Below are 22,381 nucleotides of genomic sequence, written 5' to 3' on the forward strand. Positions count from 1 at the left end.
ACGGAAACAATCTGTATCTTTGCAGCATGAAAAAGTTATTGTGTCCGCAATGCAAGATTGCAGCTATGTATGTGAAGAATGAACAGGGTGACAGGCTGCTGGTTTATGTGCTCGAAGATGGTGAAGTTGTTCCCAAATATCCGGAAGATTCGATGGAGGGGTTCGATTTGACAGAAGTCTTCTGCCTGGGATGCTCGTGGCATGGTTCACCTAAACGGTTGGTGAAACGATAGACCGGGAGACTCATGCTCTCATACTGATTTTTTTTGATTTATGTCAACTAAAAGAGGAACGCAAATCAAGAACTAATTCATTGAATTTTCCGTATCTTTGCATCCGATTTTAGAACATAGACGTATGGCAACTTCTAAAGAAATGACGGCAGGGCCGGCATTACCTCTCATTTTAAAGTTTACGCTGCCGCTTTTACTCGGCAATCTGTTGCAACAAACGTATTCGCTTGTTGATGCTGCAATTGTAGGAAAGTTTTTAGGAATTAACGCGTTAGCTTCTGTTGGAGCCAGCACATCGGTGGTGTTTCTTATTCTCGGGTTCTGCAATGGATGTTGCGGAGGTTTCGGAATACCCGTTGCGCAGAAGTTTGGGGCGCGGGATTACAGTACGATGCGCAGTTATGTGGCCGTCAGTCTGAAACTGGCTGCGGGAATGTCTGTGGTGATTGCTCTTCTCACCTGTATTTTATGTGAGGATATTCTTCGGATCATGCGTACGCCGGAGAATATTTTCGAAGGGGCGTATGCTTATTTGCTTGTCACGTTTATTGGTGTGCCGTGTACTTTCTTCTATAATCTTCTTTCGAGCATTATCCGTGCGTTGGGAGACAGTAAGACGCCTTTTTGGTTTCTGCTGTTTGCGGCTGTTCTGAATATCATTCTTGATTTGTTCTGTATTTTGGTACTTGGCTGGGGAGTGGCGGGAGCTGCTATTGCTACTGTCTTTTCGCAAGGATTGTCGGCTGTTCTCTGCTACATTTATATGTACCGGAAGTTTGAAATATTGCAAGGTACTCCGAAAGAACGCCGGTTCCAGTCGAAACTGGCTAAGACACTGCTTTACATTGGTGTGCCTATGGGATTGCAGTTTTCTATCACGGCTATCGGCAGCATCATGCTTCAGAGTGCGAATAATGCATTGGGAACGGCGTGTGTGGCAGCTTTTACGTCTGCTATGCGCATCAAGATGTTCTTTATCTGCACGTTCGAGAGTCTGGGAATTGCGATGGCTACGTATAGCGGACAGAATTATGGGGCAGGAAAACCGGAGCGTGTCTGGTTGGGAATTAAGGCGAGTGCTTTGATGATGATCGTTTATGCGGTATTTACATTCGTTCTTCTGATGGTGGGAGCCAAATATTTTGCATTGATCTTTGTAGATCCGTCGGAAACGGAAATTCTGTTGGATACCGAGTTATTCCTGCATATCTCCTGTATGTTCTTCCCGATGCTTGGATTGTTGTGTATCCTGCGCTACACGATTCAGGGAGTGGGATATACCAATCTAGCCATGTTCTCGGGAGTGGCGGAGATGATTGCGCGTATCCTTGTCAGCATTTACGCTGTGCCTGCATTCGGTTTTATTGCTGTCTGCTACGGTGATCCGATGGCTTGGATAGCGGCAGATTTGTTCCTCGTACCGGCATTTATCTACGTTTATCGCAGGTTGAAGAAGCAGGTTTTCACAAGTACGGTTACTGTTTAGAAGTCGGCCTCTTTCTGTATGCGTAGAATCTTTCCGCTGATGGGATGACGGAACTCTATATATTCGGCGTGGAGGTATAGTCTGTCCGCTTTCTTTCCGTAAAGTTCATCCCCAAGAATGGGGCAACCCAATCCCTCCGGATGGGCGGCGTGTACCCGTAATTGGTGTGTCCGTCCGGTCAACGGATAGAAAGCAATACGGATGTGTTTTTCTGATTCACTGATGATGCGGTATTCTGTAATCGCTTCTTTCCCGTGTTCTCTACTGACGATTTGCCGGGGACGATCAAGGGGATTCAAACAGAGAGGGAGTTTGATTCTTCCTGTTCTTCCGGGCGGCAGTGCTGTCTTCTCTACTGTTGCTGTTGCCCCATCCAACACGGCTACATAGCGTTTCTTGATACTTCTGCTTGCAAATTGTGCCTGCAAATGTTGATGCACCTCTTTCGTTTTAGCTACGAGCAATAATCCGGAAGTCGCCATATCGAGGCGATGTACAATCATAGGCCCGGTAGCATCGGGATACTTCTTTTTCAGGCGATGATAGACTGAATCTCTGTCCTCCTCTTTTCCCGGAACGGACAACATTCCTGCCGGCTTATTGACTACCACTAACCATTCATCTTCATATACGATTTCCAGTTCTTCATCCTCATGGATGGAGTTCAGCAACGGATTCTCGTCTACTTCCAGTCCTTGCAACATGTGCTGCAAAATAGGTTCACATTTTCCCTTGCAGGATGGATAATAATATCCATGATGTCGGATTTCGTTTTTAGGAGAGTCTCCCCACCAGAATTCAGCCATAGCCAATGGCTTTAATTGATGAAGATACGCATATTGCAACAATTTAGGCAAAGCACATTCACCCGCACCGGCAGGAGGAACTTTCTGAACTGTCTGTTCGAAGATAGTGTATAGGTCTTTCACTTCTCCTCTGGCGTTCAGCATCCGGAACTGCTCGAACAACTTTCTTTGCAAGGCTGCCGAACGTTCCTTCCGTTCGGTTTTCAGTTGTTCTATTTCAGTCTCGAAGTGTCTCGTTTCCGTTTCGAGTTCTTCCAATCGTTTCTTCCATTCTTTTTCCAGTCGTTTGTATTCCGCTTTCTGGTATTGGCTTTCCCGGATCAGGGAGGCTTGTTCCTCTTCGGAAAGGGTAGAGGATGATTGGCGGCGAATCTCTCTCGCCTCCTTTGCTGCTTTGAGTGTTGCTTTAGCCTGATTCAAAATTGCTTTAGCCTGTTCCGTTTCCGTCTTCCACTTTTCTATTAAATCGAGATAAGAACGATTGTTTTCTAATTCACGAATACGGATATTGATGGAAGATATTTGTTCTTCTTCAATTTTGAAGAATCCTTCCGGTTGCAATAAGTCGTAGACAGGAGGGACAAAATAAGGATGCAGATTCTTCCCTGCCAGATTGCCGGAGAAAGCAGCGAGATAGCCAATTTCATTGACTGCTTCTTTTTTTGCAGTCTCTTGTTTATTCTCTTTTTGTACAATCAGTACCCCGAACATTTTTCCGAAAGCTAATTCTTCTTGCCATTCTTCTCGGCTCGCGATATATTCTTTCACTTCTTCCGCTGCCAACACGCACAATGGATGAGGCGTATAGTGGAAAGGATAAGTGAATTTATCCGGTAACGCAAGGTGAGAAATGGGTTGCTTGAAAAAATGTATCATCGGTTTATATATATGAATGAATGTGATTACCTTTGCAAAAGTAAAGTAAATCCGTGAATTATCGAATGAAGTAACATGAATAGAATGGGAGAGAAACCTAAATTTGCCTTATTTTGTCAGAAGCACTGAAACAGGCTTCCGGTTTGTAAAACATACCTAAATACTTCATTCCTTGCTTTTATTTATAAATTTGGTGGCATATCAGTTTATTTTTCCTATTTTTGTCCCCAATTTAATAGCAAATAACCCCCATAAAAACGATAAGACTTATGGAAAAAGTAATTATCAATTCGTATGAAGAATTCGAAAAACTAGTAGGCCAACAGATAGGTGTTTCCGATTATGTGGAACTCTCGCAGGAACGTATTAATCTTTTTGCTGATGCAACGCTGGATCATCAATGGATTCATGTAGATACGGAGCGTGCGAAAGTAGATAGCCCTTATCATAGCACGATTGCTCATGGCTACCTGACATTGTCTATGCTTCCTTATCTGTGGAATCAGATTATTCAGGTGAATAACCTGAAAATGATGATTAACTACGGTATGGATAAGATGAAATTCGGTCAGGCTGTATTGTCAGGACAGAGCGTGCGTCTGGTAACTACTTTGCACTCATTGACCAATCTGCGTGGTGTGGCAAAAGCGGAAATTAAGTTTGCTATCGAAATAAAAGACCAACCAAAGAAGGCGCTGGAAGGAATTGCTGTATTCCTTTATTATTTCAATTAATGGCAAACTGTTAAAGAAACAGATTTTATCCCCGGAAATGATCGAAATACGTCTTAAAAGTTAGATACAAAAACTTTTGGGATGTGCTTCAGATGGATCGTTTCCGGGGATAATTTTATCCTTTTACTCCCATAAATCTGAACGGCTGTGCCGGTTTAAACTCTTTCGTTGCATTTCCATGATAAGTTTCACCGTTGGCGATAGATAATTTGAGTACCGGAGCTCCTTCCGACAAGTCTGTTTCCCGTAGGTTTACCCAGAATGTATTAGGTGTCAGACTTGATTCGAAGAAGTAGAGCAGATTCTTACTATCCGATACTGTTCTCCATTGTGTGGTGGAAATTTCCGGAAATTCGGGAGTGGATATGCCATAAGGAACAGAAGTATTACGGATAACGCTGAATACGCTTGCCACGGCTATTCTCACATCATCTGTTGGGGGCAGGGCATTGATATAAAAACTGGCTCTTGCAAAACGGTCGGATGGTCGGTTGGTTCCGGGCAGGAAGCTCAATCCTCCTATTAATTTCCAGTATTCGTTTAGTGCCAGTTGCTTGTTGTAGGTAGGGGAGTTGGTCATCACTTTGTACTCCTTGCTGTGGTAAACAGTCAGCTTTCCACCCGTATATTCGAATATCGCACAATCGCCCGTTGCGTCGGAAATAGATAAATGCAAGGTTGCCAGGCGGGAACCATCCGGCATCAGGTCCGATACCACTTGGAAAGTATTTTCATCAATGAAAGCGACGGCCTCGTCTACGGTGGCGAAGTTATCCAGCATATATTGCACCCATGCAGTAATGGCAAGTCCCGGTTTACTTTGATCTCTGACCGGGTATTCCGTTTCGGGTAACCATAACAGATTGGCAACTAATCCTTTTTCATTCATCCCGTCTGTACTGGCAATCTCGAAAGCCGAAGTCACCACGCTGCCATACTTGGACGTCCATTTCAGGGAGTTGGCTCCCGTTTCTCCATTTCTTTCCATACCTTTGGGAAATACCCAAAGATTGCTGTGCATTTCTGTTTTCCAGTCCATAGACCGGCCGGTTGCCACCATTCCATTTTTTCCCGAATAAACGACTCTTGTACACATAATTTTAATTTCTAGTTAAAGGTTTATTATAAGCTGCTTTCACAAGGTATTCAACCGATGCGGATTCCTCTCGCAAAAGCATATTCTCAAAACAATAACGTTCCATTTATGTTTTAGATACATATCAGATATTAATAAAGTATCAAAAAACAGGTATTATGTCATTAAGTAATCTTCTCATCATATTTTCGTCATCGTTTATGGCGCTGTTTCCGGTGATAAACCCTTTGGGGAATGGTTTTGTCGTCAATGGATTCTTTACAGACCTCGATCCTCAACAACGGAAAGCAGCCATTCAGAAGCTGACGCTCAATTTTATAATGATCGGTGTAGGGACATTGGTGATAGGACATCTGTTTCTATTGATTTTCGGTTTGGCTATTCCTGTTATTCAGTTAGGAGGTGGAATACTGATTTGTAAGACGGCAATGGAGCTGTTGGGCGATTCAGGTTCGTCTGATAAAGAAGAAGCCAGCAAGAATGTAGACGGCTTCAGATGGAAAAACATCGAGCAGAAGATATTTTATCCCATCACGTTTCCTATCAGTATCGGACCGGGCAGTATATCGGTTATCTTTACTTTGATGGCGTCTGCCAGTGTTAAAGGCAAATTGTTGCAAACTGGGATTAATTATTTGGTCATTGCGCTTGTCATTATTTGTATGGCGGCCATCTTTTATGTATTCCTTTCACAAGGACAGAGGTTTATTCAGAGGTTGGGACCGGTGGGAAATCAAATCATTAATAAGCTCGTTGCTTTTTTCACTTTCTGCATCGGTATCCAGATTTCGGTGACGGGTATATCCCAGATATTCCATCTGAATATACTCTAATTGAACGGTGAGACAAAAGCGATAGAAATTATCTGTTTTTCTTTGCTTTCATGGCTTTCAGGGTGTTTTTTCGTACGGAACGGATAGCGGGAACCAGTAAGTCGGGCTCCATGATTTCCAGTATTGTGCGTAGTTCCTGTTGTAGTTCCGGGATGGAGCGTGTCAGTTGATAAGCCAGTTTCATGCAGAGCGATTGCACGCCCGGTGGTTCCTCGCGGGATATCATGCGTTCCATGCAGAAATCGAGGAAATCCACTCGTGGCGGATCGGCGGCAGGTTGCTGGCATATCAGGTTCAGGATCATTCTCCGTTTTCCCGAGTGTGGGCAGGTCATGGCAGCGTCGATCAATTCTTCTTGTTTCTGGCTCAACCATGCTACATCTGCCTTTGAGAAATGAGTACATACCCACAATGCCTGATAGGAGACGATAGCGTCTTCGTCGAATATCAGTTGGTAGATTTCTTCTCTAAGCCGTTCATCATCCTGTATAAAGTGGAGTACCTCTCTGATATCTTCAATGTGTACTCGTTCGGATAATCTTGCACGTAGGTTCATGTAGCTTTCGTTTTTGGGAAATTAATCTCTATTAGCGGAATCAGCTTCCGGCAGTTGCAAATGGAGAATGGGGAAAGGTTTGCCCATGCTGTCCGTTTCATCTCTGCCGATGATTTGGAATCCCAAATGGAGATAGAACTGGAGTGCTTTTTCATTCTGCTCGTTTACGTCCACCTTATCCATATGTTTTTTGTCTCTTGCATATTCCATTAATCGTTTGCCATATCCTTTTCCCTGTTCGTCGGGGTGTACGAATAACATTTCGATCAGTTCGTCGCTCAATCCCATGAAGGCGGCAATCTTTCCGTTGGCATTCCGGATAACAAAAAGTTCAACAGCGGGTAGATAATGCTTCCGCACCAGTGGTTTATAGAACTGGATATGTTCTTCCGTCAGGAAATCATGCGTGTGGCGAACGGACATTTCCCATACATGGAGGATTTCATCATAGTCTTCCGGAGTAGGTTGGGAGATGCCGGGCAGGTAGTAGCACTGGTGGTCGTAGATGTTTCCGTTGTAAGTCAGTTCTGCCTGATGAAGTGTACCTTCATAGATGAAACCGTTCTTTTTCAGTACTTTCTGCGAACGTTTGTTGTGCGGATAACAGGTAGCTGTGATGAGGCTAAGCCGCAATTCTTCAAAGCCATAGTTGAGGACACCCTGCACTGCTTCAGTCATGTATCCTTTGCCCCAATGAGATTCGTCGAGCCAGTAACCCAACATTCTCACTTGCGGATTTTCGCGTTTAGGATCGGGGATAATTCCTACCGAACCGATTAGCTGTTTTGTATCTTTTAGTATCACTGCCCATATTCCCTCTTGGTTGATAAATGTGGAATGAAGTATCCGGCGGGATTCATCCAACGTACGATGGGGTGGCCATCCGGCATTGTTTCCCAAATTCGGGTTCTGGCAACAAGCAAAGAACGCTTCAGCATCTCTTTCTTCGAAAGGGCGGAGAAATAAACGTTCTGTATGGAGCGTCACGGGGGGAATATTTTCTATGTCAGTTTCCTGTCTTGCTTTGTTTTTCGATTCGTTTGCAGTTTTCCGATATACGCACTCAATCCGGTTTCCGTCAGGATCGAGGACTACACTTTCAAAGTATCCGTCTCCCGAAGTACGCGGTTCGCCGGCGATGGTATATCCTTCCGAACGCATTTGTTCGGTGAAGCGTAATACTTCTTCCTGGCTGGGGAAGGTGAAAGCAAAGTGTGTCAGTCCAGCCCTGTTTTCTTCAATGGGAGTGTTCTGTACATCTGTACGGCTCATCAGTTCCAAGTCTGTTCCCTCTCCAAAAGAGATAAAATAGGACTCGAATCCTTTCTTGGGATTGATATATTTTTCGTTGCTTTTTCCTCCGAAGAAGCGGACATAGAACTCTTTTAATTCTTCCAGACGAAAGGTCCAGATAGCGATATGATGTAGTTTCATGTAAATGAATTTTCTAATTTCTATTACTTTGTTTCAATCTTCATTCGTACCGAACGTACTTTGTCTCTATCTTAATGCTGCATTACATATTCGTAAACGATACGGGAAATATCAGCGATAATCTTACTGTTCGCCTGATTATTTTCTTCGGAATCCTTCACGAAGACAGCTATACTATAAGTACGTCCACCGGGCAAAAGAACGAAACCAATGTCATTGCAACCGATTTGTTGTCCTTTCGCATTAAGATCTCCCGTTCCGGTTTTATGACCTACGGTTATTTTTTTGTCGAGCAACGGAGCAACCAGACGGTCTTGCCCGGTTTGACATTCTACCATTGTTTGAAATATGAAGTCTTTGTACACTTTGGGAAACAATGGCTTCTTACGGAATATTTCCACTAATTCGGCTGCGGCTAACGGAGTAGTCCAGTTTTCATAACATAGGTTCAAGTCTTCGTGCATGGCAGTTTCCGTACCGACAATGGCACATTCCCGAATTCCTAGTGAATGGATATACTTGTTTACGGCATCCGGACCTCCCTGATAATCAAAAAGAATATCGCAGGCATTGTTGTCACTCTGTTGAAGTGTATATTTTAGCAGGTCGGTAATACTCATTTCAATTCCACCCTGCGGATATTTATCCCGTAGCGGACTGTAAGTATCCGGCTTTAAATCCGATTTTTTAATGGCTAACCGGGTTTCCAGCGATTGCTTCTGCTTTCCCATATAATCTGCCAATGCTAATGCCTGATGAAACTTGAATACGCTCATCAGTGGATAGTGAATATCATTATTGACAGTTACCGTATCTTTCCCATCAATGATGACGGCTATTCCTATTTCGGCCTTCTTTCCCTTGATGGCTTCTTTCAACTGTGTCTCAAGTTGAGTTTGTCGGGCAAACAGGAGGGTGGGGACTAAACAAAGAAATACTATGAATGAACGCATAATCAATTTCTCTTTTAACGGGTTACTAATTCTCTAGTGAAATCATATTCTCTATTGAAGTCACAAAGGTATAAATAGTAATTGCCTTTGCAAATTCTCATTCAAAAATAGTGATGTCAGATAAGAAATTCCTACTTTTGTGAATGAATCAATTAATGAGTAAGTGTTATGATAAGATGTCAGTCGGAATTATTTCAATCATCGGTAAAATTAGTAGATGGCTTGAAAATGAACACAAAAGAGGAGTTAAAGCAGGTGGCGAAAATTTTGCTTTTATCTGTTCCCACAAAACTGCGTAAAGATGAATATGCGGAATTTTTAGCAGAAGCAGTTTTGGCTTGCCCCGACATGTGGCTTCCCCGATTGACACAGTATGAGCTGACTTTGCTTGATAAGTTGGTGAAAGCGGGAACTGATACGTATGTAGAAACTACAAATTCATTTATGGTGAGTACGTTGGAAATTCTGTCTTTCGTAGCGACGGATACTTGTCACTTGGAAGAAAGTAAAGTCCGCTACATGATTTGTGATGAATTGCGTGAAGCCGTAGCTCCTTATTTAAATAATTATTTGACTTCGGAAAAGCAGGCAATCCGTTTTATGGTAGAGCAGTATGCTTATGGAATCATAAATTTATATGGTTATCTGTCTTATTTCGATCTGTTAAGTATGCTAATTGATTATTTGCCAGATTCGGTGACAAGAAGTGAAATCACTGATAGCTTGGCTAATTCGGCATTGATACAGCGGCTAACCTTTGAGGCGGTGGATGGTTATAACTCTACTATTTGTATACAGTCTCCATTTTTGGACGATTTAGATGATTTGGAAGAAAAAATGTATGCTCGTCGTGAAATAACAAATAGGAAGAAGTTTTCTAAAGAAGAAGTCTTTGCCGCAGGAATGATGCCGTTAGTCGTTATTCCTAATCCGTGTTGGGATGAATTGAAGGAGTATATGATGAAGAAACTGGGATATACGGAGGAAAAAGCGGATAGCAGTTTGGCATATTTGTGGTTTACTGCTCAAACGGAAGAAAATTCATTGTCTATTATTAATTCAATGATTAGCCACAAACTTTCTTCCATGCAGGAGCTGCAAGAGGCTATTGAACTATTTATGGATTATGTGAATCATTGTCCCCGTTGGTTTCTGAAAGGCTATTCTTCGGATGAAGCATTCGTTTTATTTGAAAAAGAAAAATTGAAGAATAATCCTCCCCGTATTGTTGCAGGTCCGAATATGAAGGCTGCCGGTATGGACATTACTCCGGAAATGCAGGCAAGGATAGACAATCTGTTTCGTGGTATGCCTTCCGGACACACGGTCGGAAGGAACGATCCCTGTCCCTGTGGAAGCGGGAAGAAGTATAAAAAGTGTTGTGGAAGAAATAATTAAGAGGAAGAAAATTGTGACAAATATGTAACATAAATACAGAAGGGGGCACAAATAAGAAGGTTATATAAAAGAGTAAAATATTCATTATGATTACATTAGATAATTTTGAGAGCTGTGTGCCATATAGAATATTAGTGCGCGGAGAAGAGTATTATGAAACAGGGGCTGTTTCTGAATTGGAAGAAGATTCGCCCGGTGAATGGACTGCGACAGTAGAGGGTACGGTGAATTATAACGTAGAGATATCTATGGACGGAAAAGAAATAGAGACTTGGTACTGTGATTGTCCGTATGATGGGGAAATTTGTAAACATGTAGTAGCCACCTTACTGGCAATTCGTGATAATGAGAAAAAGGTGAGTCGCAGTGCCTTTTCCAAGATGAAAGCAAAGGTAGAGGAAGCCGTTGTTTTAGAGGAGACCAAAGAAGCGGTCAAGGCTTGTCAGCCCTATGTGGAAATAGGACAATTATTGTCATTCGTTAAACCACAAGAACTTTCACAATTTATATATGAATATGCCTCTATGCATCCGGAGTTTAAAACAGCCCTTTTGAATCGTTTTATAGCTAAAGAGTTGTCTGTAACGTCAAGGGAAAAGAATTATAAAGCAGAGATTCAAAAAGTGTTTGATAGCTCCAATTATAGTAAAAAGTCTCGTTATCGCAATCGCTACGATGATTTTGCGTGTGATTGGGAAGCTGTTTTCAATCAGATGGATCTTTTCTTGGAGAAAGCGGATTTCTTTCTGAAATTGGGAAACATAGAAAGCACTGTCGCTATAGCTCTTCAAACGCTTCGTTCAATCGGTGAAAATTATGATGATGAACTTTTGTATAATGATGATCTCTGCCCTTCTGATTATTGTGAACAGGCAGGAGATTTGTTGGTAAAAGTAATCGAGCATCCTAAAATTACTCAAAAGCAAAAGACAGAAATTCTTCAGGAACTGGGGCAGATTGCTAAAATATCTATTTATCGTGATTATGACCTTTATGATATAGACGAATTGCTGATGCAAATAAATCTTTCCATTCAACCGGCAGAAAAAGCATTGGAATTGATTGACAAACTCCTGGAAGAAAGAAAAGATACTTACGACTTATATCAAATCGTTCTTCGGAAAGTCAATCTGTTAACCGAATTGCATGAAGAGCAAAAAGCGGCTGATACGATTCGTCAATACCTTTATTTAACTGAAATTCGAAAAATGGAAGTAGATAAATTGATTGCCTGTTGTCAATATGATGAAGCTATCCGTTTGCTGAATGAAGGAATAGAGATTGCAGAAAAAGAAAAACATATCGGAACCATAGATGAATGGTTAAAAACTAAATTAATGATTTATGAGATGACTCATCGAACTTCCGACGTCATCGATACATGCCGTTTATTGTTTGTGTCAGGCAGAGATAAGTTAGAATATTATAGCAAACTTAAAACTCTTATTCCGAAAGAAGAATGGAAGAGCTTTCTGGATGCAATGATGGAAGAGACTCATTTTAGTGAATATTTTTCTTTTGGCGCGAATGATGAGGCTGAAATTTATGTGAAAGAAAGGGATAATGAGCGTTTGTTCAAATTGCTATCATCAACCAGGTATCATCAACTGGAAGCATTGATGAAGTATTCTTATTATCTGAAAGACACTCATTCGGAGCAATTGATTGCTATATATACTTCTTTGTTGAATGATTACGCAGAACAGAATATGGGACGGACTCATTATGAATATATAGCACAAGCGTTGTTGTGTGCAAAGAAACTTAATGAGGGGCAGGCAGCAGTGAAAAGGTTGGTTGCAGAGTTCCGGATAAAATATAAACGTCGTCCGGCAATGATGGAAGTATTGTCGAGGTTTTAAAAATACTTTATTATAAGTTTTTCTGTATCTCTGTTGTTTGGAGATAGCAAAGTTCGTACCTTTGTAAGGTTATCAAATAAGCTTGGTTATGAAAAAGTCTATAAAACGTTTACCCAAACGTACGCAGGAAGAATTGACAGTCTTGCTGGATTTAGTGTGTAAAAACATCGAGAATTGTCAGATGGTTATCCTGTTCGGGAGTTATGCAAGGGGAAACTATGTTTTATGGGACAGTAATATCGAATTTGGTGTTCATACTTCCTATCAGAGCGATTACGATATTCTTGTCGTCGTGACCGGACAGACTAAATATGTGGAAAGAAAATTGCACCGTATTACGAATCAATATCATGATTTGTTTGCTGGTCGTCGTCATGCTTTTCCACAATTTGTTGTAGAACATATTAATACCGTAAACCGTAATCTGGAAGTCAGCCAGTATTTCTTTACGGATATAGTAAAGGAGGGTATTATGCTTTATAATAGCGGCAAACACGAATTGGCTAAACCACGGAAGTTGAGTTTTAAGGAGATTCGGGATATTGCACAAAAAGAATTTGATAGATTATATCCTTATGCGTGTAATTTTTTTGACTTAGTGAAAATATGTTTCTCCAAAGAAGATTATAACTTATCCGCTTTTTTGCTTCATCAAACTTGTGAAAAATTATACTATACTATTCTGATGGTCTTTACGAACTATCTTCCAAAGACTCATAAGGTTAAAGAACTTGGTGGGATGGTGAAGCGTTTCTCACAGGAATTGACAACAGTCTTTCCTCAAAATACAGGTTCAGAAAAAGAATGTTTTGATTTGTTATGCCGTTCTTATATTGAATCCCGCTATAACAAAGATTTCAGTATCTCACAAGAACAACTGGAATATCTTATTTCCCGTGTAGATATTCTGCGAGATGTTACTGAACGCTTGTGTAAGGAGAAAATTGCGGAATATGATATGATGATGCAATAATTGGTATATTTTATGGGGATGTTCCTAAAATATTAAGGTAACTCGGCCGATGCGCGCTGTGATGCAAGCTGTGAACTTTGTGCCATTTGTCGTATTATTTAATTGGTAGTCCAATAAAGACTACACTTTTTCTACCGAACTTTTAGTATAAAATCACATTTTCCCTACCGAATATTTAATATTATGATACAATGGCGGAATAATTGTTCCCAATGAAATAAGTCGGTGTTCCATTTATAACTTGAATTCAGCCTCTATGAAATGAAAAACAAAATATATCTGTCATCTGTCACAGATTATAATCTAACTTGCAGAGTATAAGTGTTTAATGTTGTGACAGCACAAGGTGACAGCAGTGTGATAGCAATAATGCTGTCACCTAAAAAACAAAGACAAAATAAAGTCTTTGTTTGAAAATGAATAGTATTAGCCATAAATGGATAAGTCGTTCATTTTATTACCCCCGTACTTATGAATTGTGTCCTGCCTTGAAACCAACAGTTTCAAGGTGCGAAACTGTTGGTTCTGCGGTTTGAAACTTTAGTTTCATACGCTTGAAACTCTAGTTCCAATTACTTGAAACCATTGGTTTCTCACCGATGAAACTATAGTTTCCCTTAGCTGGAACTGTAGTTTCAAGCAGAGAAAACTAATTTGTCCCGTAATTAGGTGGTGACAATCCCGTTTCTTTCAGCTAAAGAGATGCTTGATATATCAATAATTCTCTGTATTAAAAACTTGTTTTCTTTGCTGGTTTCGGATATTATGACTAATTTAGCAGTCTCAACGATCACAAAGACGCTGACAAAACAAATTATTATCAAATTAATGAAAATTACTCAATTTCGTAAGAATGAAGATACGATAGCGCTCAGCGTAATGGATCTTGATATACTGGTAAATAAGATAAAGACAGAAATAAAATCCCGTCCTGTTTCTACATTCAGAGAACATCTGCGATATACCCTTTCCGATGAACGGTGTATGTTTGCCGATAAACTGCCCAAGGTAATTCCTTCCGCTGAATTCCGTAAAGTAAACGGTCAGAAACAGATGAAAAACTACAACGGTATTGTAGAACTGACCATCGGTCCTTTATCCAATAAATCTGAAATAGCATTAGTGAAACAAAAAGCCTGCGAGCAACCGCAAACCCGTTGTGTTTTTATGGGCTCAAGTGGCAAAACGGTGAAAATATGGACTACTTTTACCCGACCGGACAACTCCCTTCCTAAAACACAGGAGGAAGCGGAACTATTCCACGCCCACGCCTATCGACTGGCTGTGAAATGTTATCAGCCCCAAATCCCATTCGATATACTTCCCAAAGAACCGACTCTGGAACAATATTCGCGATTATCCCACGATCCGGACATCATATATCGTCCGGATTCTGTTCAATTTTATCTCTCTCAACCGTCATCCATGCCCGAAGAAACCACTTTCCGTGAAGCGGTTCAGGCGGAGAAATCTCCATTGACCCGTGCCGTACCGGGATATGATGCGGAAAATGCCTTCCTGATGCTTTTCGAAGCCGCTTTTCGGAAAGCGTATGCCGATCTCCGGGAAGCGGGACTCGAATTGCGCGAAGACACATGGCATCCTTTAGTTGTCCAACTGGCCAAAAACTGTTTTGCTTCGGGACTTCCGCAAGAAGAAGTCGTGAAACGTACTGTTTTCCACTTCTATCTGTATAAACAGGAAGAACTTATCCGGCAAATGATTGGCAATATATATACCGAGTGCAAAGGCTTCGGCAAGAATATCAGCCTAAGCAAAGAGCAGCAACTCGCCTTGCAGACTGAAGAATTCATGAAACGCCGCTATGAATTCCGCCATAATACCCAAATTGGTGAGGTAGAATATCGTGAAAGGCTTTCTTTTCGTTTCCGTTTCAATCCTCTCGATAAACGTGCGCTGAACAGCATTGCTTTGGATGCGCAAATGGAAGGTATCCCGTTGTGGGACAGGGACATTAGTCGTTATATTTACTCCAACCGCGTGCCTGTATTCAATCCGTTGGAAGATTTTCTCTACCGGCTTCCTGCTTGGGACGGTAAAGACCGTATTCGTGCATTGGCAGCCACCGTCCCTTGTAAGAATCCGTATTGGATGGATTTGTTCCACCGTTGGTTCCTCAATATGGTTTCTCATTGGAAAGGAAGCGATAAAAAGTATGCGAACAGTGTTTCGCCCTTACTTGTCGGACCGCAAGGGACACGTAAATCTACTTTTTGCCGGAGCATAATGCCTCCTTCCGAGCGTTCCTACTATACCGACAGCATTGATTTTTCCCGGAAGAAAGATGCCGAACTTTACCTCAATCGTTTTGCGCTTATCAATATCGATGAATTTGACCAGGTAAGTTCGACACAACAAGGTTTCCTGAAACATATTCTGCAAAAGCCTGTACTGAATGTGAAGAAACCTCATGGCAGTGCCGTGCTTGAAATGCGTCGTTACGCCTCATTCATAGCCACAAGCAACCAAAAAGACTTGTTGACCGACCCTTCCGGCAGCCGTCGTTTTATTTGCATCGAAGTGACCGGAGTGATTGACACCAACCGTCCGATAGACTATGAGCAGCTTTACGCACAAGCTATGTACGAATTGGAACATGGCGAACGTTACTGGTTCGACCAGGAGGAAGAAAAGATCATGGTGGAAAACAACCGTGAATTTGAACAAGTCCCGCCGGAAGAGCAACTTTTCTTCCGTTATTTTCGTGCAGCACAGCCTGAAGAAGGGGAGTGGTTGTCTCCAGCGGAGATTATGGAAGATATTCAAAAAGGCAGTTCAATCCCGATGTCTGTCAAGAGGGTTAATTCCTTCGGAAGAATACTGAAAAAGCAAGAAATACCTTCCAAACATACGCGTAGCGGTACACTCTATCATGTTGTAAGACTAATAACCAGGTGACGGCAAAAATGCCATCACCCTGCTGTCACCTCTTGCTGTCACAGTCTTATCGGTTTATTACTAAACTATTAACCCCTGAACTGTGACAGATGACAGCAACTCACCAAATATATTCTTCTGTGTAGCGTTGGTAAGTTGGTTCTTCTTTTATCCCTTTATTACGGAATAGTTGTCTGATGTAGGCTTGGTCTTTGGGCATAAGCCCCCGTTCTCCACGATAGAACCGATAATATCCCGTTTTTCCATAGTGTCCGACCATTTGTATTCTGATACTGACCGCATCTTCATAGGGAATTCTGTTAAGCAACTGTTTAAGTCCCCATGCCACATGAACTTTGACAGCAGTCTTGAAACATTCGCATTGGTTTCCATCCGCAGGATAACGTGCCGGATTAATGATAGTGATATATAGGTTGTCGGTTGTATCAAGTTGTGTAGCTATGTGGCGCAGGCATTTTGAGGCTTGTGGACATTGAGCGTTGAGGCAACGGGCAAAATTGTAAGGGACAGACAAACTGTCAGGTTCTTCTTTCATCTTGTTGGGCTTATTTTATTTGTGAAATACTGTTGTAAATATAGCAAACAGAATTCTTCACAAAAGTAGGACTTTATTTTGGGAATGGGAAGCGTTGGGATTGTTTTATTTGTATGTAATGGGGATTTCTTATCAACATTTGATAATTAGGGATACTCAATACATATCCCTAATTATTTGCAGCAAGATTTCTCTTTCTTGTTTAAGGTTCTTTATCTCTATTTTTAGCCAATCAATTTCTTTGTTCTTTGAGGAAATTAATTCATCTACAACTTCCTTAGGGAAATAATTGTTATAAACGAAGTTGAGTATTTTATAAAGGTCATCTATTTCTCTTTTTTTAAGCTCTCAAATTGTTCTTTCTGTTTCTCTAACAGTTTCTCAAAGAGTTCAATCGTTTGTTCTATGGGAAAATTATTGAATGTTTGGTTATTACCAATTGCATTTTTTACACCGCAATTCTCGTAAAAATTATTTGTGTTATATAAAACCGTTTCTTCGTTATACTCTTTTAATCCGTCGGTAGTAACTCCTAATGCAGAGGCTATTTTTTCTAATCGTTCATCGTCAATTTTCTCGGTTTGTTCCATTTTTGAAACAGCCTGCTTGGTTATTCCTAATAATTGGCCTAGCTCCGTTTGAGTCATACCGCGAAGTCTGCGTACACGTTCTATCTTTTTCCCAAGGTGAAGGTGATTTGATTTTATATTTTCTATTGTTTCCATTCTTCTATATATTAGATTGCTGAATCTAGCAGTGATTATTTCATATATTTTTTCAGGATCTCAATTTTATCTTGCTCACTTTTCAATAAACGCTCATATAACTCAACTATCTTTTCAAGTGGATTTATTTGTTGAACGATAGCGTATGTAGTAGCACCTTCAGAGATATTTGCATCCTTATAATTATGATGATTAATATTGAAAATCGTCTTTTCAACATCAAAGTCTTTAATGACTTCTTCGGATATCCCCAACACTTCAGCAATTCTTTTTAGAAAGCCTTCTTCTATTTCCTCTTGTTTCTCAATCTTTGAAATGACCTGCTGATTTACACCAAGATCGGCAGCCAGCGCTTCCTGTTTCATGCCTAAATATACACGAATCCTTTGTAAATTGCGTCCGACATGTCTCCGGTTTTCTTTCTCTTTTATTTCAACATCCATATTATTGTTCTTTAAATGAATACGTCTAGGCAAAGATAACAAGAAACAGTTTAATTCAAATGAAAGTGTGCTTTATTTTTTAGTGTATGTTTTTGTTTCTGTAGTTTTGGTTATTTTATTTGATGAAATTTATTGTTAGTTTGGGTAAACAATATATTAAACATGGTACTGAATTTTATATCTAGTTTTATTCTTTGAATTGTACGGAAAGTAACTTTTAGTCATCTGATTTTTTGTGAGGAAAATATCTTCTTAAACATTGCAGAAGGATGATTATTTAATATAGGTATAGTTTGTGAAATATATGTGTTACCCCTGGTAAAACTATGTAATTACATTATTTCTACAAAAACGAGTAAATAATTTCTTCTTGTTAATTATTTTAATTAGATTTGCAACTTCCGATAATACACAATTATAAGAAGTTAAGTGTTAGGTATATGGATAAGAAGTCATTAACAGAGGAAGATATAAAATTACGTTTTATAACTCCAGCTATTGTTGAAAAGGCAGGATGGCAAAAAGAACTCATAAAGATGGAATATTACTTTACTGATGGGCGAGTAATATTTCAAGGGAATGTTCATGCCCGGAAACAAGGAAAGAAAGCTGACTATTTATTGCATTATTCTGCAAATAATCCTATTGCTATAGTTGAGGCAAAAGATAATAATAAAGCTGTGGGAGCTGGACTGCAACAGGCAATGGACTATGCGAAAATTCTGGATATACCTTTTGCTTACAGTTCTAACGGAGACGGTTTTATTGAGCATGATTTTCTTACTGGTAAGGAAACTAATATTAATATGGATGAGTTTCCAACTCCTGATGAACTGTTAAAACGTTTACGTGATTCTAAAAAATATACTTCGGAAGAAATAAAGGCTATTGAAGAACCTTATTATTGGGATGCTCATACTAACATTCCTCGTTATTATCAGCGAATAGCTATAAATAGAACAATTGAAGCTGTTGCCCGTGGACAAAATCGAATTTTATTGGTAATGGCAACAGGTACAGGAAAGACTTTTACAGCTTTCCAGATTATTCATCGGTTGACAAAATCTGGATTAAAAAGGCGAGTCTTATATCTTGCAGATAGAAATGTCTTGATAGATCAGACTATGGCTCAAGATTTTAAGCCTTTTAAAAAAGTTATGACGAAGATTCAAAAGAAGAATATGGACTCTTCTTTTGAAATATATATGGCTCTATATCAACAATTAGTTTCTTATGACGAGAATATTCCCGATCCTTTTAAAGAGTTCAAATCAACTTTCTTTGATTTGATTCTTGTAGATGAGTGTCATCGTGGAAGTGCTAAAGATGAATCGGAGTGGCGAAAAGTGTTAGAGTATTTTTCTTCCGCAACTCAGATTGGTATGACTGCAACCCCTAAAGTAAAAGAAGGAGCTAATAATCTTGACTATTTCAATGAGCCTTTGTATACATACTCATTAAAGCAAGGTATTGAAGATGGTTTTTTAGCTCCGTATAGAGTAACTAACTCTTTTTTGAATATCGATTTAGAAGGATGGACGCCCGAGGAAGATGAGTTGGATATAAAAGGTAATCTCATTAAAGCTGGTTTTTATAACCGGAAAACATTTGGACGTGAGTTAGTTATTATGCAACGCCGAGATATTGTTGCTCGACGCATAACTAAAATGCTCCATAGAATAGGACGCATGACAAAATCTATAATCTTTTGTGCAGATATAGAAGAAGCGGAGGCGATGCGGCAACTTTTGGTTAATTATAACTCTGATTTGTGCAAGAAGGATTCTCGCTATATTATGCGTATCACTGGAGATGAGAATATTGGGAAGAAACAACTTGATAATTTTATAGATCCAGATCAACCATATCCTACGCTCGTTACGACTTCCGAAATGCTTTCTACTGGTGTCGATTGTAAAACCTGCGGACTTATTGTTATTGATAAAGAAATAGGTTCTATGACAGAATTTAAGCAGATTGTAGGGCGTGGTACTCGGTTGCGTACTGATAAGGGGAAGTGGCATTTTGAAATTCTTGATTTCAGGAATGTGACCCAATTGTTTAAAGATCCAGAATTTGATGGTGATCCAGAGCTGGAAGGTGGAGGGAGTAAAACATATCCTCCATATCGTCCGCGTCGGACTGTTTCACATGACCAACCTCCAAGGGAATATGGTCGCGAGAAATATTACATTAATGGAAAAGATATTCAGATAAACACAGAAATTGTTTCATACCTTGGTGCTGATGGACATACTCTTGTCACAGAAAGTTTAACAGATTTTACACGTAAGAATATTCGAGGTAAGTATGCTACGTTGGATGAGTTTATAAAGAACTGGACTGCTGCTGATAAGAAGAAAGTTATTGTTGATGAACTTAAAGAATACAATGTTTTACTTGATGCAGTTCGTGAAAAGCGTCCTGATTTGCTTAATGCAGACATTTTTGATATAATATGTCATGTGGCTTTTGATAAGCAACCGCTTACGCGGAAGGAACGTGCTAATAATGTAAAGAAGAGAGATTATTTATCTAGATATGAAGGTGTGGCTAAACAAGTTTTAGAAGCATTGTTAGATAAATATGCTGATAAAGGCATTTTGGAATTTGAGAATGAGGATATACTTGATACCCCTCCTTTTAATACAATCGGTAAGCCTCAAAAGATAGTTAAGTTGTTTGGTGGATGGGAGAAATTTGAAAAAGCACTTAAAGATTTAGAAAACGAATTATATGTAGCATAATTTATGGCAGTTAATAATATAATAAAACGATTACAGAATATAATGCGTCAAGACGCAGGTATTAGTGGTGATGCACAGCGTATTGAACAAATGGTTTGGCTATTCTTCCTAAAAGTTTATGATGCACAGGAAGAAACGTGGGAGTATAAAAGTCGCCGTGAAAAAAAGGAATTTAAATCAATTATTCCAGAAGAGCTAAGGTGGAGAAACTGGGCAGTTGATAATGCAGATGGGGAAGCACTTACTGGGGATGCTTTATTGGAATTTGTAAATGCAAGGCTTTTTCCTACCCTTAAGGCCTTACCAGTAAATGAAGATACTCCAAGAGGTAAAACTATAGTGAAAGAAATCTTTTCAGACCTTAACCAGTACATGAAGAATGGAATTTTGCTTCGTCAAGTGGTTAATGTCATAGATGAGATTGATTTTTCAGATGTTGAAGACCGGCATACATTCGGTGATATATATGAAGGCATTTTGAAGGATTTACAATCTGCGGGGAATGCCGGAGAGTTTTATACTCCTCGTGCACTGACCGATTTTATGGTGGAAATACTAAATCCTCAACTAGGAGAGTCTTTTGGAGATTTTACGTCAGGAACGGGAGGCTTTCTTACATCTGCATTAAATCATTTGTATAAGCAAGTTAAAACGACAAATGATGTTAAGTTATTCCAGACAGCCGTAATAGGGCAAGAATGGAAACCTTTGCCATATCTTTTATCAATCACTAATCTTTTAGTGCATGATATTGAAGCTCCTAATATTATTCATTGTGATTCTTTGGGTACAAGGGTTGGGGATTTTAAAGAATGCGACAAGGTTAATGTTATTGCAATGAATCCACCTTATGGTGGTAGTACTGAAGCGAGCGTTAAAAATAACTTTCCTTCAGATATGCGTAGTAGTGAAACTGCGGATTTATTTATGGTATTGATAATGTACCGTTTGAAAGCCAATGGTCGTGCGGCAGTAATTGTACCTGATGGATTTTTGTTTGGTGTAGACGGTGCGAAGCTTGCAATTAAAACGAAGCTATTAAAGGATTTTAATTTACATACTATTATTCGTTTGCCTGGAAGTGTTTTTTCTCCTTATACAAGTATTGCTACAAATATTCTTTTTTTCAATAATGAAAGGGTTGAAGATGCTCCTGATGGGTATTCAACAAAAGAAACTTGGTTTTATCGTCTTGATATGCCTGATGGATATAAGCACTTCTCTAAGACAAAACCAATGAAGTTAGAGCATTGTCAACCAATAAAAGAGTGGTGGAACGATAGGAAAGAGATTGTAAGCCAAGATGGAAATGAGAAATCTCGTTGTTTTTCTGTTCAAGATTTGATTTCGCTTGATTGTAATTTTGATCAATGTAAATTTCCTAAAGATGAGGAAGAAATCTTGCCACCTGCAGAATTGCTTACTAATTATTTTAAGAAGCGTGCAGCTCTTGATTATGAGATAGATAAAACATTGGCTGAAATACAGAAGCTACTGGGTATTGAAATCAAACTTGATTAATCCTTATGAATGGTAAGCAATTAAAGAATAGTATACTTCAGTGGGCTATACAGGGAAAACTTGTACCTCAAGACCCTAATGATGAACCTGCATCGGTTTTGTTAGAGAAGATTCGGACAGAGAAAGCTCGCCTTGTAAAGGAGGGAAAAATTAAGAAGGATAAGAACGAGTCGTTTATTTTTAGAGGTGATGACAATTCCTATTATGAGAAGTTTCTCGCAACCGGGGAGGTGAAGTGCATTGACGAGGAG

Annotated in this window: 18 protein-coding genes and 1 pseudogene; 11 read left to right on the forward strand and 8 right to left on the reverse strand. The window is 39.8% G+C overall.

Annotated elements, in window-relative coordinates:
- Positions 1–26 precede the first annotated feature (26 nt).
- Positions 27–233: a hypothetical protein gene (locus ACT8YW_RS10565; protein ID WP_007750505.1), complete on the forward strand. Its 207-nt coding sequence runs from the start codon at positions 27–29 to the stop codon at positions 231–233.
- A gap of 124 nt (positions 234–357) precedes the next feature.
- Complete coding sequence (locus ACT8YW_RS10570; protein WP_444104871.1) at positions 358–1,719, forward strand: MATE family efflux transporter; 1,362 nt, start codon at positions 358–360, stop codon at positions 1,717–1,719.
- On the opposite strand, the gene ACT8YW_RS10575 is transcribed toward ACT8YW_RS10570, so the two are convergent.
- Complete coding sequence (locus ACT8YW_RS10575) at positions 1,716–3,401, reverse strand: pseudouridine synthase (RefSeq protein ID WP_444104872.1); 1,686 nt, start codon at positions 3,399–3,401, stop codon at positions 1,716–1,718. The genes ACT8YW_RS10570 and ACT8YW_RS10575 overlap by 4 nt on opposite strands.
- 269 nt (positions 3,402–3,670) lie before the next feature.
- On the opposite strand from ACT8YW_RS10575, the gene ACT8YW_RS10580 reads away from it, so the two are divergent.
- Positions 3,671–4,135, forward strand: coding sequence for a MaoC family dehydratase (locus ACT8YW_RS10580; protein ID WP_004301986.1), 465 nt, complete (start codon positions 3,671–3,673; stop codon positions 4,133–4,135).
- Positions 4,136–4,250: 115 nt separating this feature from the next.
- Here the strand turns inward: ACT8YW_RS10580 and ACT8YW_RS10585 are convergent, their stop codons facing one another.
- Entirely contained in the window at positions 4,251–5,231 is a 981-nt protein-coding gene (locus ACT8YW_RS10585) for a linear amide C-N hydrolase (RefSeq protein WP_444104873.1), read from the reverse strand.
- Positions 5,232–5,389: 158 nt separating this feature from the next.
- Between ACT8YW_RS10585 and ACT8YW_RS10590 the strand changes: the two genes are divergently transcribed.
- A complete protein-coding gene (locus tag ACT8YW_RS10590) occupies positions 5,390–6,064 on the forward strand; it encodes a MarC family protein (RefSeq protein WP_004304823.1) in 675 nt (224 codons plus the stop codon).
- Positions 6,065–6,092: 28 nt separating this feature from the next.
- On the opposite strand, the gene ACT8YW_RS10595 is transcribed toward ACT8YW_RS10590, so the two are convergent.
- The 3 genes from ACT8YW_RS10595 to bla all read right to left on the reverse strand — a co-directional run bounded on the left by ACT8YW_RS10595 (position 6,093) and on the right by bla (position 9,007).
- Positions 6,093–6,620 (reverse strand): hypothetical protein, encoded by a 528-nt coding sequence (locus ACT8YW_RS10595; protein ID WP_444104874.1) that lies wholly within the window; start codon positions 6,618–6,620, stop codon positions 6,093–6,095.
- 21 nt (positions 6,621–6,641) lie between these two features.
- Complete coding sequence (locus ACT8YW_RS10600) at positions 6,642–8,054, reverse strand: GNAT family N-acetyltransferase (RefSeq protein WP_444104875.1); 1,413 nt, start codon at positions 8,052–8,054, stop codon at positions 6,642–6,644.
- A gap of 71 nt (positions 8,055–8,125) precedes the next feature.
- Positions 8,126–9,007 carry a class A beta-lactamase, subclass A2 gene (gene bla, locus ACT8YW_RS10605; protein ID WP_444104876.1) on the reverse strand — a complete coding sequence of 294 codons (882 nt, stop codon included), beginning with the start codon at positions 9,005–9,007 and terminating at the stop codon, positions 8,126–8,128.
- A 168-nt stretch (positions 9,008–9,175) separates the two neighbouring features.
- Between bla and ACT8YW_RS10610 the strand changes: the two genes are divergently transcribed.
- The 4 genes from ACT8YW_RS10610 to ACT8YW_RS10625 all read left to right on the forward strand — a co-directional run bounded on the left by ACT8YW_RS10610 (position 9,176) and on the right by ACT8YW_RS10625 (position 16,159).
- On the forward strand, positions 9,176–10,405 hold the full coding sequence (locus ACT8YW_RS10610) for a YecA family protein (RefSeq protein ID WP_444104877.1): 1,230 nt from the start codon (positions 9,176–9,178) through the stop codon (positions 10,403–10,405).
- 86 nt (positions 10,406–10,491) lie between these two features.
- Positions 10,492–12,267 carry an SWIM zinc finger family protein gene (locus ACT8YW_RS10615; protein WP_444104878.1) on the forward strand — a complete coding sequence of 592 codons (1,776 nt, stop codon included), beginning with the start codon at positions 10,492–10,494 and terminating at the stop codon, positions 12,265–12,267.
- Between the two features lie 88 nt (positions 12,268–12,355).
- Complete coding sequence (locus ACT8YW_RS10620) at positions 12,356–13,240, forward strand: HEPN domain-containing protein (protein ID WP_444104879.1); 885 nt, start codon at positions 12,356–12,358, stop codon at positions 13,238–13,240.
- An 828-nt stretch (positions 13,241–14,068) separates the two neighbouring features.
- Positions 14,069–16,159, forward strand: a complete 2,091-nt coding sequence (locus ACT8YW_RS10625) for a BT4734/BF3469 family protein (protein WP_444104880.1) — start codon at positions 14,069–14,071, stop codon at positions 16,157–16,159.
- A 100-nt stretch (positions 16,160–16,259) separates the two neighbouring features.
- Here ACT8YW_RS10625 and ACT8YW_RS10630 read toward each other — a convergent pair whose 3' ends face one another.
- The 3 genes from ACT8YW_RS10630 to ACT8YW_RS10640 all read right to left on the reverse strand — a co-directional run bounded on the left by ACT8YW_RS10630 (position 16,260) and on the right by ACT8YW_RS10640 (position 17,862).
- The gene (locus ACT8YW_RS10630; protein ID WP_444104881.1) at positions 16,260–16,694 is read right to left on the reverse strand and encodes a DUF6078 family protein; all 435 of its coding nucleotides are present in this window, start codon (positions 16,692–16,694) and stop codon (positions 16,260–16,262) included.
- 326 nt (positions 16,695–17,020) lie between these two features.
- Positions 17,021–17,419 carry a helix-turn-helix domain-containing protein gene (locus tag ACT8YW_RS10635; RefSeq protein ID WP_004301999.1) on the reverse strand — a complete coding sequence of 133 codons (399 nt, stop codon included), beginning with the start codon at positions 17,417–17,419 and terminating at the stop codon, positions 17,021–17,023.
- Positions 17,420–17,454: 35 nt separating this feature from the next.
- Positions 17,455–17,862 carry a helix-turn-helix domain-containing protein gene (locus ACT8YW_RS10640; protein WP_004302000.1) on the reverse strand — a complete coding sequence of 136 codons (408 nt, stop codon included), beginning with the start codon at positions 17,860–17,862 and terminating at the stop codon, positions 17,455–17,457.
- A gap of 440 nt (positions 17,863–18,302) precedes the next feature.
- On the opposite strand from ACT8YW_RS10640, the gene hsdR reads away from it, so the two are divergent.
- The 3 genes and pseudogenes from hsdR to ACT8YW_RS10655 all read left to right on the forward strand — a co-directional run.
- Positions 18,303–20,609 carry an EcoAI/FtnUII family type I restriction enzme subunit R gene (gene hsdR / locus ACT8YW_RS10645; RefSeq protein WP_444104882.1) on the forward strand — a complete coding sequence of 769 codons (2,307 nt, stop codon included), beginning with the start codon at positions 18,303–18,305 and terminating at the stop codon, positions 20,607–20,609.
- Positions 20,610–20,612: 3 nt separating this feature from the next.
- Complete coding sequence (locus ACT8YW_RS10650) at positions 20,613–22,130, forward strand: N-6 DNA methylase (protein WP_444104883.1); 1,518 nt, start codon at positions 20,613–20,615, stop codon at positions 22,128–22,130.
- A 5-nt stretch (positions 22,131–22,135) separates the two neighbouring features.
- Positions 22,136–22,381, forward strand: a pseudogene (locus tag ACT8YW_RS10655) (restriction endonuclease subunit S); the annotation flags it as partial.

The sequence above is a fragment of the Bacteroides sp. genome (genome assembly GCF_052357945.1).
Classification (GTDB): domain Bacteria; phylum Bacteroidota; class Bacteroidia; order Bacteroidales; family Bacteroidaceae; genus Bacteroides.

What these genes read in the sequence shown, in the direction of transcription:
- ACT8YW_RS10565 (WP_007750505.1), top strand. Translation starts at nt 27, where the DNA reads ATGAAAAAGTTATTGTGTCCGCAATGCAAGATTGCAGCTATGTATGTG.
- ACT8YW_RS10570 (WP_444104871.1), top strand. Translation starts at nt 358, where the DNA reads ATGGCAACTTCTAAAGAAATGACGGCAGGGCCGGCATTACCTCTCATT.
- ACT8YW_RS10575 (WP_444104872.1), bottom strand. Translation starts at nt 3,401, where the DNA reads ATGATACATTTTTTCAAGCAACCCATTTCTCACCTTGCGTTACCGGAT.
- ACT8YW_RS10580 (WP_004301986.1), top strand. Translation starts at nt 3,671, where the DNA reads ATGGAAAAAGTAATTATCAATTCGTATGAAGAATTCGAAAAACTAGTA.
- ACT8YW_RS10585 (WP_444104873.1), bottom strand. Translation starts at nt 5,231, where the DNA reads ATGTGTACAAGAGTCGTTTATTCGGGAAAAAATGGAATGGTGGCAACC.
- ACT8YW_RS10590 (WP_004304823.1), top strand. Translation starts at nt 5,390, where the DNA reads ATGTCATTAAGTAATCTTCTCATCATATTTTCGTCATCGTTTATGGCG.
- ACT8YW_RS10595 (WP_444104874.1), bottom strand. Translation starts at nt 6,620, where the DNA reads ATGAACCTACGTGCAAGATTATCCGAACGAGTACACATTGAAGATATC.
- ACT8YW_RS10600 (WP_444104875.1), bottom strand. Translation starts at nt 8,054, where the DNA reads ATGAAACTACATCATATCGCTATCTGGACCTTTCGTCTGGAAGAATTA.
- bla (WP_444104876.1), bottom strand. Translation starts at nt 9,007, where the DNA reads ATGCGTTCATTCATAGTATTTCTTTGTTTAGTCCCCACCCTCCTGTTT.
- ACT8YW_RS10610 (WP_444104877.1), top strand. Translation starts at nt 9,176, where the DNA reads ATGATAAGATGTCAGTCGGAATTATTTCAATCATCGGTAAAATTAGTA.
- ACT8YW_RS10615 (WP_444104878.1), top strand. Translation starts at nt 10,492, where the DNA reads ATGATTACATTAGATAATTTTGAGAGCTGTGTGCCATATAGAATATTA.
- ACT8YW_RS10620 (WP_444104879.1), top strand. Translation starts at nt 12,356, where the DNA reads ATGAAAAAGTCTATAAAACGTTTACCCAAACGTACGCAGGAAGAATTG.
- ACT8YW_RS10625 (WP_444104880.1), top strand. Translation starts at nt 14,069, where the DNA reads ATGAAAATTACTCAATTTCGTAAGAATGAAGATACGATAGCGCTCAGC.
- ACT8YW_RS10630 (WP_444104881.1), bottom strand. Translation starts at nt 16,694, where the DNA reads ATGAAAGAAGAACCTGACAGTTTGTCTGTCCCTTACAATTTTGCCCGT.
- ACT8YW_RS10635 (WP_004301999.1), bottom strand. Translation starts at nt 17,419, where the DNA reads ATGGAAACAATAGAAAATATAAAATCAAATCACCTTCACCTTGGGAAA.
- ACT8YW_RS10640 (WP_004302000.1), bottom strand. Translation starts at nt 17,862, where the DNA reads ATGGATGTTGAAATAAAAGAGAAAGAAAACCGGAGACATGTCGGACGC.
- hsdR (WP_444104882.1), top strand. Translation starts at nt 18,303, where the DNA reads ATGGATAAGAAGTCATTAACAGAGGAAGATATAAAATTACGTTTTATA.
- ACT8YW_RS10650 (WP_444104883.1), top strand. Translation starts at nt 20,613, where the DNA reads ATGGCAGTTAATAATATAATAAAACGATTACAGAATATAATGCGTCAA.